This window comes from Achromobacter marplatensis, from assembly GCF_002209535.1.
GTDB classification, from domain to species: Bacteria; Pseudomonadota; Gammaproteobacteria; order Burkholderiales; family Burkholderiaceae_B; genus Achromobacter; species Achromobacter marplatensis.
Genome location: NZ_NJIG01000015.1, coordinates 39,166 through 50,686, shown reverse-complemented (window position 1 = coordinate 50,686; position 11,521 = coordinate 39,166). Strand labels below are relative to the sequence as shown.

Genomic DNA, 11,521 nt, shown 5'->3' with positions numbered 1-11,521 from the left:
GTGAATCCAGTAATTCTTTGTTGATAGCCTTCTATACCTATTAGATATAGCAAAGCGTTGTGGCCGCCATCCTAAAATGGCGGAAAAGGATACGCCTTCCCATGCCCATCACCCTCCCATCCCTGCGGCAGCGTTTCAGAAAAGTGCTGGCGTTCTTTCCGCCCAACTGGTGCCTGGCCATCCTGGTGGCGCTGGACGGATACGCCTTCATGCACCCGGTGCTGCGCGAGGTGCGCGCCCGCGAGTATTCGTTCTGGCTGGCACTGGACAACTGGCATGAAGTGATGCGCGTGGTGGGCCTGCTGGAAATTCCGCGCCTGGTGCTTGGCGTGGGCTTGCAGGTGATTGCGCTGGGCCTGATCCTGAAGGCCCGCATCGCGTGGGCGTTCTCGCTGGTGCTGTTGATCGGCATCGGCACCTTCGGCATCCTGGGTGACGGCGGCCGCGCGGGGCTGGGCATCTACACGCTGGTGCTGGTCATTGCGTTGATTGCGTACTGGCGGCGCTTTGACCGTGCCAGCGTCACCGCGGGTTCGCTGTTCGCGCTGGTCAGTGTCCTGTCGCTGCTGATCTACGCGGTGTTCGGCACGCTGTACCTGGGCAACGAATTCAATCCGCCCGTCACCGACGCGGGCACCGCGTTCTATTTCTCGATCGTGTCCATGTCCACGGTGGGCTATGGCGACATCACGCCGCACACCCTCACTGCCAGGCTGTTCACCGCGTCGATTATCATTCTTGGCATCACCGTATTCGCCACTTCCATCAGCGCGATCGCCGGCCCGGTGATCGGCGGGAATCTGAAGCGGCTGGTCAAAGGCAGGTTCTCCACGGCCATGCGTAAAAACCACATCATCATTGCAGGCGCGACCCCGCTGGCGCTGAGCGTCTACGAGGGCCTGCGGCGCCGCGGCGAAGAAGTCACGGTCATCGTGCCCACCGGTTCGGCGCAGGAATATCCCGCCGCCGCAGATCTGATCGAAGGCGACCCTTCAAGTGTGGAAGTCCTGCACACCGCGGGCGTGGCCCGCGCGCGCTATGTGCTGGCGCTGCGCGCCGACGACGCCGAGAACGCGTTCATCGTGCTGGCGGCCAAAGAAGCCACCGGCGACAGCGGCGCCAAGACGGTGGCGCTGGTCAACACCAGCAAGCATCTGGAAAAAATCCGCCGCGTGCAGCCCGACATGGTGTTTTCGGTGCAACTGCTGGGCGCCGAACTGCTGACGCGCGCCATCAACGGCGAGCCCATGGACAGCCAGGCCATCACCGACCTGTTCTTCGCCAAGGCCGCGACCCCGGCCAAGCCTGCCTGAACGTTTCAGGCGGGTTGAGTGCCGGGCGGCGAATGCCCGGCGTACCAGCGCACGAATTCCGCTGAAGGCATGGGGCGCGCGAACAGGTAGCCCTGGATGAACGCCACCCCGCGCGAGGTCAGGTAGTCGAACTGCACCTGCGTCTCCACGCCCTCGGCCACGACCGCCAGGTTCAACCGATGCGACAGCGTGATGATCACGTCCAGCACCGGCGCCTCTTCGCCCGTGGGCTGGATGGCATGCACGAAGCCTTTGTCGATCTTCAGGTAATCCACGGGAAACTTCTGCAGGTACGACAGCGAGCAGTGGCCGGTGCCGAAATCGTCGATGGCCACGCGCACGCCCTCTGCACGCAGCGCATCGATATTGCGGCGGGCCTGCCCGTTATCCGATATCAGGCTGCGTTCGGTGATTTCCAGCACGATCAACGGACGGCGCGCTGCGACGTTCGCCCGGAAAGCCTGAATTTCGGGCACCAGCCCGGGGCTGGACAAGTGTTCGGGCGCGATGTTCACGCCGATGTGAAAGTCCGGCGGCGTCTGCCACGTTTGCAGGTCGCGTTCGATCAACCGCAGCAGGTGTTGCGTCAGCGGAATGATCATGTCTTCGGCCTCGGCCGCGGCGATGAAGATGTCCGGCCGCACGAAGCCCACCCCTGGCCGGTTCCAACGCATCAGCGCCTCGACGCCTTCGCATTGCCCCGTCAACTGGCCATACACCGGCTGGTAGTACACCTGGAACTCATCGGCCTGCATGGCGCGGCGCAATTGCTCTTTGAACGACAGCCGGTTCGCCTGCAGGAGGTAGGCTGCAAACGCCAGCCCGGCGCCGATCAGCATGGCCACCGGCAAATAGCTCAGCATCAGTTGTTGCCAGGCGCTCACCACGCTTTCGGATGGCGCCATGACCTTGATGGACAGCGCCACACCGCCATTGTCGCGTGTGACCTCCTCGTATACGAGTTCAGCAGGGCCCTGACGCGCATTCCAGGAGTCGCTGCGAATAGGCGCCCCTTTACCCACCGTGAGCTCGAACCGGTAATCGCCCAGCGTCGCCACAGCGTTCAACAAGTCCAGCACGTAACGGCCGTCCACCGCCACCGCGCCGCTATATCCCGGCGCTCCTGGTTTGCCCAGCAGGATCGCGGGGCGGCCTGGCGCCAGCGGCGTGCCCGCCACCGAAAACAGCCAGCGCTCGGGCGGGATGCCCTCGAACCAATGCCGGAAATTGCCAAGGGTGAAGTCCACGTCTCCTACGACAGACGAACAGTAGATATGTTCGTTGTTCGCCAGGATCAGTGACCGGAAATACGGATTCAGCGAACTCCAGCGCTGCAACGTGGACAGCACCTCGGCGCAGGGCTTGGGCGTGAGTTCCGCCACGCGGTCCAGCAGGGTCCAGGCCTGGGAGAGCATGTTGTCGACCTGGACGCGAACGATCTTCGCCGCGGCTTCAGCCGCGCTGCGCTGCTCATTCTTGGCGTGCAGCCAGGTCCAGCCCACGCACAGCAGGACGGGAACGACCAAGGCGAACGCCACTGGCAGATAGCGCCAAGATGGCACACGAACCGTCATCCCTGATGTCGACAAAAGCGCCTCGCTGGATATTCCGTCAATGTGCAATGACTCCGTGCATGGATAGGACACCAAGCGGGACTCAGCGTCAAGAAACTTGCGGCGGGGTGCGCCACCACGCCCGCGCCGGGCGCAATTCTGCCCTAAGACCGGCTGCGCGTCAGGCCGCGACTTCCGGCTCGAGCAGCCGGCGGATCAGCGCCACGTGCCCCCGGCGCCGCGCCGCCAGGTTCACGCGTTCTTGCGGCCCCATCAGCGCCGACATCACGATCGTGTGGATGACGGGCGCCAACAGCAGCCAAGGGTGCTCGAGCGCCAGGCAATCGCCGCACAGCCCGCGCGCCCGGGCGCGCTGCAGCACCCTGCCGATGTCCGCCTGGCGCGCGCCGGTAGTCTCTCGGCGCCAGCGAGCGGCCAGATGCGGCACGCGGCCGCTTTCGGCCAGCAGCAGCCGCATCGTGCTGACCGTGGCCGGGTCGGCGAGGCTCGCATACAGATGGTTCACGATGCGTTCGGCCAGATGGCGCGGCGACGAGGCGCCGTCGACCACGGCATCCACATCCAGCGGGGCCGGGTCCAGATGGCGCGCCAGCAAGGCTTCGAACACTGCTTCCTTGCTGGAGAAGTGGGCGTAGAGGCCACCTTTGGACAAGCCGGCCTGCAGCGCGATGTCGTCCATCCTGGTACCGGCATAGCCGGCTTGCGAGAAAGCCTGCAATGCCGCGTCCAGAATCTGCCCGACGCGCACGGCAGGAGGTAAACGGCGGCGTTGCACGCGCATGGCGGATCCCTCGAACAATTTCCGCCATTAAAAACCGACTGGTCAGTCGCTAACTTGATGCGCATCAAGGAATGTGCGCCGCGTCCTCGGCACAATGGTTGCATGACCCGGGTAGCGGGTCCGTCCAGGCGTCGGGCCACAAGCCTGTCCGCCAAAAGACGCGCCCGGCCCACCCTGCGCTGGAGACCCATGCATGACCCGTTGTCCGCTTCCAGTCAAAACCGCCCTGCGCATCGCGCCCGCCATGCTGGCCCTGCTGATGGCGGCCGGATGCGTGTCCATGGCGCCGCCCTACAGCCGCCCTGCCCTGCCCGTGCCGGCCGCCTACGATGCGCCGGCGGCCCGCCCCGCCGAACTGTCCACGTCGTGCATCCCTTGGCGGACGTACTTCTCCGATCCCGCGCTACAGGCATTGATCGATACCGCGCTGGTCAACAACCGAGATCTGCGCACGGCGTTGGCGCGTGTGCAAGAAGCGCGCGCCCTGTACGGCATCCAGCGCGCCGATCAGTTTCCCACCGTTGGGGTGCAGGCCGACGGCACCCGCGCCCGCGTGCCGGGCGACCTGAACCTGACGGGCCAGCCCCAAGTCAGCAGCCAGTATCAGGTGGGTTTGGGGTTGGCCAGTTGGGAGTTGGACTTCTGGGGCCGCGTGCGCAGCCTGAAGGACGCCGCGCTGCAGAACTACCTGGCTACTGACGCCGCAGCGCAGGCCGCCACGCTAAGCCTCATCACGCAAGTGGCCGACAGTTATCTGACGCTGCGCGAACTGGACGAACGGCTGGAACTGACCCGCGAGACCATCGCGTCGCGCGCCGAATCACTACGCATCTTTCGCCGCCGGTTCGAAGAGGGCGCGATCTCCAAACTGGACCTGACCCAGGTGGAGACGTTGTGGCAGCAAGCGCGCGCACTAGGTGCGGACCTGGAGCGCATCCGTGCCGAACAGGCCCATGCGCTGGCACTGCTGGTGGGCGCCCCGCTGAACTTGCCTGAACAGGCAGAACCCCTGGACGATACGGCCGTCATGCGTGAACTGCCGGCCGGGCTGCCTTCGGACCTGCTGGTCAACCGCCCCGACATCGTCGCGGCAGAACACCAGCTGCAAGCGGCCAACGCCAACATTGGCGCGGCCCGCGCGGCCTTCTTGCCCAGCATCACGCTGACGGGTGCGTTCGGCACGGCCAGCGCCGAGCTCGACGGCCTGTTCTCGGGCGCAAGCCGCGCCTGGAACTTCGCACCCAGCATCAGCCTGCCGATCTTCGACGCCGGCCGCCGCCAGTCCGCGCTGGACTTGGCGGAGGCGCGGCGCGACCAGGCCGTGGCCGGCTACGAGAAAACCATCCAGGCCGCCTTCCGCGACGTGTCCGACGCGCTGTCGGCGCGGCACTGGCTGGCCGAGCAAGTGGAGGTATTGCGCGCTACCGTCGCCGCGCAGACAGAACGCGCCCGCCTGGCGCAGCTGCGCTATGACCACGGCGCGTCGCCCTACCTGGAGGTGCTGGATGCCCAGCGCGACCTCCTGGCCGCGCAACAAACACTGGTACAGACGCGCCGCGCCTTGCTGTCCAGCCGAGTCGGCCTGTATGCCGCGCTGGGCGGCGGCACGCAAGCGTCGGCTGCGGCCTCGGCCGACGCCGCCCTCCAATAATCCAAGGAATCGACACCATGCGCCTGCCCTCCCGAAAACTGATTCCCATCCTGATCGCCCTGGCGGTGGCCGCGGCGGGTTACGCCGGCTGGCGCCTGTTGGCCGACAGAGGACCGGGCGACGGTTTCATCAGCGGCAACGGCCGCATCGAGGCCACCGAGATCGACGTGGCCACCAAGCTGGCCGGTCGCGTGCGGGACGTGCTGGCCATTGAAGGCGACTTCGTCACGGCCGGCCAGCCGCTCGCCCGCATGCAGATCGACACGCTGAACGCGCAGCGCGAAGAGGCCCGCGCGCAGCATCAGCAGGCCATCAACAGCGCCGCCAGCGCCGCCGCGCAGGTGGCCCAGCGCGAAAGCGACAAGCTGGCCGCCGAGGCTGTGGTGGCGCAACGCGAAAGCGAAGCGGATGCCGCGCGCCGCCGGCTGGCGCGTTCCGAAACCCTGTCCAAGGAAGGCGCATCGTCGATCCAGGAACTGGATGACGACCGCGCACGCGTGCGCAGCGCGCAGGCTGCCGTAAACGCCGCGCGTGCGCAGGTGACCGCAGCCGCCGCCGCCATCGACGCGGCGCGCGCCGCGCAAGTGGGCGCCCAGTCGGCCGTCACTGCAGCGCTGGCCACCATCGCCCGCATCGACGCCGATATCGCGGACAGCGAACTGCGCGCCCCGCGCGACGGCCGCGTGCAATACCGCGTCGCGCAACCGGGCGAAGTGCTGGGCGCCGGCGGAAAAGTGCTGAACATGGTGGACCTGTCCGACGTGTACATGACCTTCTTCCTGCCCGAGCAGGCGGCCGGACGCGTAGCGCTTGGCCAGGACGTGCGCATCATCCTGGACGCCGCCCCGCAATACGTCATTCCGGCCAAGGTGTCGTTCGTGGCCAGCACCGCGCAGTTCACGCCTAAAACGGTAGAGACCGCCAGTGAACGCCAGAAGCTGATGTTCCGCGTCAAGGCGCAGATCAGCCAGGACTTGCTTGCGCAGCATCTGAAGCAGGTCAAGACCGGCCTGCCGGGCGTGGCCTGGCTGAAGCTGGACGCCGACGCGGCATGGCCCGCCAACCTTGAAGTCCGCGTGCCCTGATGGACACGTCCGCCCCTCCCGTCGTCACGCTGGCAGGCGTCAGCCTGCGCTACGGCAAGACCGTGGCCCTGGACGGCATCACGCTGGACATTCCGGCCGGTCGCATGGTGGGCCTGATCGGCCCCGACGGCGTAGGCAAGTCCAGCCTGCTGGCGCTGGTGGCGGGCGCCCGCGCCGTGCAGGAAGGGCGCATCGACGTGCTGGGCGGCGACATGGCCAGCAGCCGCCACCGCGACGCGGTCTGCCCGCGCATCGCCTACATGCCGCAGGGCCTGGGCAAGAACCTGTACCCCACCCTTTCGGTGGAAGAGAACCTGCAATTCTTCGGCCGCCTCTTCGGCCATGATGAGGCCGAACGGCGGCGGCGCATCGACAGCCTGACGCGCAGCACCGGCATGTCTGCATTCCTGTCGCGCCCAGCCGGCAAGCTGTCGGGGGGCATGAAGCAAAAGCTGGGCCTGTGCTGCGCGCTGATCCATGACCCCGACCTGCTGATCCTGGACGAACCGACGACCGGCGTGGATCCGCTGGCGCGTGCGCAATTCTGGGACCTGATCAACGAGATACGGGGCGAACGCCCGGGCATGAGCGTGATCGTCGCCACCGCCTACATGGACGAGGCGCAGCGCTTCGACTGGCTGATCGCCATGGACGAGGGCCGGGTACTGGCCACCGGCACCCCGGTAGCGCTGACCGAGCGCACCGGCGCAGACGGCTTGGAAGCCGCCTTCATCGCGCTGCTGCCCGAGGCCAAGCGCCGCGGCCACAAGCCGGTGGAAATCGTGCCGCTGGCCATCGACAACCAGGCTGAAATCGCCATCGAAGCCCGCGACTTGACCATGCGCTTCGGCGACTTCGTGGCCGTGGACCACGTGAACTTTCGCATCCGTCGCGGCGAGATCTTCGGCTTCCTGGGGTCCAACGGCTGCGGCAAATCCACGACGATGAAAATGCTGACGGGCCTGTTGCCCGCCAGCGAAGGACAGGCATGGCTGTTCGGCCAGGAAGTCGACCCGAAGAACATCGACACGCGCCGTCGCGTCGGCTACATGTCGCAGGCCTTCTCGCTGTATGGCGAGCTGACCGTGCGGCAGAACCTGGTGCTGCACGCGCGCCTGTTCCATGTGCCGGAAGCCGAGATTGCGGGCCGCGTGGACGAGATGGTGGCGCGCTTTGACCTCGCCGACGCGCTGGACAGCTTGCCCGAGAGCCTGCCGATGGGCGTGCGCCAGCGTCTGTCGTTGGCGGTGGCCATGGTGCATAAACCCGAACTGCTGATCCTGGACGAACCCACCTCGGGCGTGGACCCGGTTGCGCGCGACAATTTCTGGCGCTTGCTGATTGCGCTGGCCAGGCAGGACCAGGTCACCATCTTCATCTCGACGCACTTCATGAACGAGGCGCAGCGCTGCGACCGGATGTCATTGATGCATGCGGGCAAGGTGCTGGTCAGCGCATCGCCCGCCGAAATCACGCGGTTGCGCGGCGCGAAGACGCTGGAAGAGGCGTTCATCGCGTATCTGATCGACGCCGGCGCCGGCACGCAGCCCGAAGAGGGGGCCGAAGCGACCGATGCCGCGCCCGCCGACGCGCCCGCCCCGGCGCCGCACCGCGGCTTCAGCTTCCAGCGCGCCCTGAGCTACATGTGGCGCGAATCGCTGGAGCTGCGGCGCGACCCGGTGCGCGCCACGCTGGCCCTCGCGGGATCCCTGCTGCTGATGTTCGTGATGGGATACGGCATCAGCCTGGACGTGGAAGACCTGCGCTACGCCGTCATGGACCGCGACCAGACCACGCTAAGCCAGAACTACAGCCTGAATCTGTCCGGCTCCCGTTACTTCATCGAGCAGCCCTCCATCAAGGACTACCAGGACATGGATGCGCGCATGCGCAGCGGCGAGCTGTCGCTGGCGATCGAGATCCCGCAGGGTTTCGCCCGCGATGTGGCGCGCGGCAAGCCAGCGCAGATCGGCGTCTGGATTGACGGCGCCATGCCACAGCGCGCCGAGACCATCCGCGGATACGTACTGGGCATGCATCAGGGCTGGCTCATGCAGCAGGCGCGCGAACGGCTGGGAGCCAACGCCACGCAGCCAGTCAGCATCGAAACGCGGTTCCGCTACAACCCCGACGTGCGCAGCCTGCCCGCGATGGTGCCGGCGGTGATTCCGCTGCTGCTGCTCATGATGCCCGCGATGCTGACGGCCCTGGCCGTCGTGCGCGAAAAGGAACTGGGATCCATCATCAACCTGTACGTCACGCCGGTCACGCGCCTGGAATTCCTGCTGGGCAAGCAGGCGCCCTACGTGGCCCTGGCGATGTTGAATTTCCTGCTGATGACCTTGCTGGCGGTCACGCTGTTCGGCGTCCCCATCACCGGCAGCTTCGCAACCTTGCTGGCGGCCGCGCTGATCTACAACGTGGTGGCCACCGCCATCGGTCTCTTGGCCTCGACGTTCACGCGCAGCCAGATCGCGGCGCTGTTCTTCACCATGATCGGCACGCTGGTGCCCGCCGTGCAGTTCGCCGGCCTGCTTAATCCGGTGTCGTCGCTGGAAGGCGGCGGACGATTGATCGGGCAGGTCTACCCCGCCACGCACATGCTGACGATCAGCCGCGGCGTGTTCAGCAAGGCGCTGGATTTCACGGCGCTGCAAGGGTCGTTCTGGCCGCTGTTGGCCGCCATCCCGATCATCCTGGGCGCCTCGGTGCTCCTGCTGAAGAAACAGGAGGCATGAATGAGACACCTGGCCAATATCTTCCGTCTGGGCGTCAAGGAGCTGTGGAGCCTGGCGCGCGACCCGATGATGCTGATCCTGATCGCCGTGTCGTTCACGCTAATGATCTATACGGCGGCCACGGCGATGCCCGAAACCCTGCACAACGCGCCCATTGCCGTGGTGGACGAGGACGCCTCCCCGCTATCCGCGCGCATCGCGTCGGCCTTCTATCCGCCGCACTTCACGCCCCCCGCATTCATCACCGCAGCCCAGGCCGATGCCGGCATGGATGCGGGGAAATACACGTTCTCGGTCAACATTCCGCCGAACTTCCAACGCGACGTGCTGGCCGCCCGCCCGGCGGAAATCCAGCTGAACGTGGACGCCACCCGCATGAGCCAGGCGTTCACCGGCAGCAGCTACATCCAGCAGATCGTCACCGACGAGATCAACGAATTCGTCAAACGCTACCGCGCACCCACCGAACTGCCGGTGGAGCTGGCCGTGCGCATGCGCTTTAACCCTAACCTGACGCAGGCATGGTTTGGCGCGATGATGGAAATCATCAACAACGTGACCATGCTGTCCATCATCCTGACCGGCGCCGCGCTCATTCGCGAACGCGAACACGGCACCATCGAGCACCTGCTGGTGATGCCAGTCACCCCCACCGAAATCATGGTGGCGAAGGTATGGTCGATGGGGCTGGTCGTACTGGCCTCCGCTGGGCTATCGTTGACTTTCATCGTGCGTGGCCTGTTACACGTGCCGATCGAAGGGTCCGTGGCGCTGTTCCTAGCGGGAGCGGCGCTGCACCTCTTCGCGACGACCTCCATGGGCATCTTCATGGCCACGCTGGCGCGCAGCATGCCGCAATTCGGCATGCTGCTGGTACTGGTCCTGTTGCCGCTTCAAATGCTGTCCGGCGGCACCACGCCGCGTGAAAGCATGCCGGACTTTGTGCAGCACATCATGCTGGCCGCCCCCACCACGCACTTCGTGGAACTCGGCCAGGCAATCCTCTACCGCGGCGCGGGCTTAAGCGTCGTGTGGCAGCCATTCCTGGCGCTGGCGCTGATCGGCACAGTCCTGTTCGCGTTTTCTCTGGCGCGTTTTCGCAAGACCTTGAGCCAGATGGCTTGAGGCTGATTCGTTACCCCTTACCACTCTCTTAAAAGGACGGATGATGAAGAAGACTACTGCCCCCACGACCCAAGGCATCGCCGGCGCCAATGCCGCCTACTGCCAACGGCTGGCCCAGCTTGCGCAAGAAAGCCAGCAACGCTGGATGGAACTTGGCCGCCGGTTGGCCGACGACAACGCCGCCCGGTACCTGGACACCCTCGGCCCGCTGAAGCAAGGCGGAGATTGGCAACAGATCGCCCCGGCCCTGGGCGAGATCACGCGCAAGCAATGGCAATGCCAGCTGGAAGCCAGCCAGGCCATCACCCATGCCGCGCTGGAAGAGCAGGCCGCGCTGGCGGCCGGTCTGGGCGAAGCCATGAGCGGCTGGTTCAAGAGCGCTACCGGCGCCGGCATGGCCGCCGGCACGTCGCCCCTGACGCAGATGTGGTCCACGATGTCGAACCAGATGGCCGCGGCTTGCTCGGCCATGCGCGACGCCAGCCAGCCGGGTGGGCGCCATGACGGCTAAGCGCACGGCGCTGGTCACCGGCGGCGGCGGCCTGGGGCGGGCCATCGCCCTGGCGCTGTCCGAGGCCGGCCACGACGTCATCGTCACCTACCACGCCAGCGAAGACGCCACGCGCGCCTGGGTCGACGAAGAAGCGGCCAAAGGACGGCGCTTCGCCATCTATCAGGTGGACGTGGGCGACTACGCCTCGTGCCAGGCGCTGATGCGGCGGCTGGAACGCGACGGCCGCCAGATCGACATCCTGGTCAACAACGCCGGCATCGCCCGTGACGCCCGGCTGCGCAAGATGAGCTTCGAAAACTGGTCCGAAGTGATGCACAGCAACCTGGATTCGATGTTCAACATGACGCAGCCATTGTGCGGCGGCATGGCGGACCGCGGATGGGGCCGCATCGTGAACATCTCATCCGTGAACGGCAGTAAAGGCGCGTTCGGGCAGACCAACTACGCCGCATCGAAAGCCGGGATACACGGCTTCACCAAATCGCTGGCGCTGGAGCTGGCCAGCAAGGGCGTCACGGTCAACACCGTGTCGCCCGGTTATCTGGACACGCGCATGGTGCAGGCGGTGCCCGAGGAGGTATTGAAGGAAAAGATATTGCCGCAGATCCCCGTGGGCCGATTGGGCCAGCCCGAGGAAGTCGCGGCGCTGGTCACGTTCATCTGCAGCGACCTGGCGGGCTTTATGACCGGTAGCAATGTGGCCATGAACGGCGGCCAGCACATGTATTGACGCCTGGCGG

The 11,521-nt window shown here is 66.0% G+C and carries 9 protein-coding genes; 7 read left to right on the top strand and 2 right to left on the bottom strand.

What is annotated here, in order from left to right; translation table 11 throughout:
* Nucleotides 1–101 precede the first annotated feature (101 nt).
* The gene (gene kch, locus CEY09_RS25220) at nucleotides 102–1,313 is read left to right on the top strand and encodes a voltage-gated potassium channel protein (protein ID WP_088590709.1); all 1,212 of its coding nucleotides are present in this window, start codon (nucleotides 102–104) and stop codon (nucleotides 1,311–1,313) included.
* 5 nt (nucleotides 1,314–1,318) lie between these two features.
* Here the strand turns inward: kch and CEY09_RS25215 are convergent, their stop codons facing one another.
* A complete protein-coding gene (locus tag CEY09_RS25215; protein WP_377785559.1) occupies nucleotides 1,319–2,839 on the bottom strand; it encodes an EAL domain-containing protein in 1,521 nt (506 codons plus the stop codon).
* Between the two features lie 208 nt (nucleotides 2,840–3,047).
* Nucleotides 3,048–3,668 carry a TetR/AcrR family transcriptional regulator gene (locus CEY09_RS25210; RefSeq protein ID WP_088590707.1) on the bottom strand — a complete coding sequence of 207 codons (621 nt, stop codon included), beginning with the start codon at nucleotides 3,666–3,668 and terminating at the stop codon, nucleotides 3,048–3,050.
* A gap of 193 nt (nucleotides 3,669–3,861) precedes the next feature.
* On the opposite strand from CEY09_RS25210, the gene CEY09_RS25205 reads away from it, so the two are divergent.
* Genes CEY09_RS25205 through phbB form a run of 6 tightly spaced genes read left to right on the top strand, consistent with a single transcriptional unit; the run spans nucleotide 3,862 to nucleotide 11,511 of the window.
* Nucleotides 3,862–5,319, top strand: a complete 1,458-nt coding sequence (locus CEY09_RS25205) for an efflux transporter outer membrane subunit (protein ID WP_088590706.1) — start codon at nucleotides 3,862–3,864, stop codon at nucleotides 5,317–5,319.
* Between the two features lie 17 nt (nucleotides 5,320–5,336).
* Nucleotides 5,337–6,404, top strand: coding sequence for an HlyD family secretion protein (locus CEY09_RS25200; protein ID WP_088590705.1), 1,068 nt, complete (start codon nucleotides 5,337–5,339; stop codon nucleotides 6,402–6,404).
* Nucleotides 6,404–9,142, top strand: coding sequence for a ribosome-associated ATPase/putative transporter RbbA (gene rbbA, locus CEY09_RS25195; protein WP_088590704.1), 2,739 nt, complete (start codon nucleotides 6,404–6,406; stop codon nucleotides 9,140–9,142). Before CEY09_RS25200 ends, rbbA begins: the two co-directional genes overlap by 1 nt.
* Nucleotides 9,143–10,267, top strand: a complete 1,125-nt coding sequence (locus CEY09_RS25190; protein ID WP_088590703.1) for an ABC transporter permease — start codon at nucleotides 9,143–9,145, stop codon at nucleotides 10,265–10,267.
* A 40-nt stretch (nucleotides 10,268–10,307) separates the two neighbouring features.
* Complete coding sequence (locus tag CEY09_RS25185; protein WP_006226164.1) at nucleotides 10,308–10,778, top strand: hypothetical protein; 471 nt, start codon at nucleotides 10,308–10,310, stop codon at nucleotides 10,776–10,778.
* Nucleotides 10,768–11,511 (top strand): acetoacetyl-CoA reductase, encoded by a 744-nt coding sequence (phbB, locus tag CEY09_RS25180; protein WP_088590702.1) that lies wholly within the window; start codon nucleotides 10,768–10,770, stop codon nucleotides 11,509–11,511. Before CEY09_RS25185 ends, phbB begins: the two co-directional genes overlap by 11 nt.
* Nucleotides 11,512–11,521 lie beyond the last annotated feature (10 nt).

Excerpts from the sequence above, each read along its gene's own strand:
- CEY09_RS25185 (WP_006226164.1), top strand. The coding sequence starts at position 10,308 with ATGATGAAGAAGACTACTGCCCCCACGACCCAAGGCATCGCCGGCGCC.
- phbB (WP_088590702.1), top strand. The coding sequence starts at position 10,768 with ATGACGGCTAAGCGCACGGCGCTGGTCACCGGCGGCGGCGGCCTGGGG.
- CEY09_RS25205 (WP_088590706.1), top strand. The coding sequence starts at position 3,862 with ATGACCCGTTGTCCGCTTCCAGTCAAAACCGCCCTGCGCATCGCGCCC.
- CEY09_RS25200 (WP_088590705.1), top strand. The coding sequence starts at position 5,337 with ATGCGCCTGCCCTCCCGAAAACTGATTCCCATCCTGATCGCCCTGGCG.
- CEY09_RS25210 (WP_088590707.1), bottom strand. The coding sequence starts at position 3,668 with ATGCGCGTGCAACGCCGCCGTTTACCTCCTGCCGTGCGCGTCGGGCAG.
- kch (WP_088590709.1), top strand. The coding sequence starts at position 102 with ATGCCCATCACCCTCCCATCCCTGCGGCAGCGTTTCAGAAAAGTGCTG.
- rbbA (WP_088590704.1), top strand. The coding sequence starts at position 6,404 with ATGGACACGTCCGCCCCTCCCGTCGTCACGCTGGCAGGCGTCAGCCTG.
- CEY09_RS25190 (WP_088590703.1), top strand. The coding sequence starts at position 9,143 with ATGAGACACCTGGCCAATATCTTCCGTCTGGGCGTCAAGGAGCTGTGG.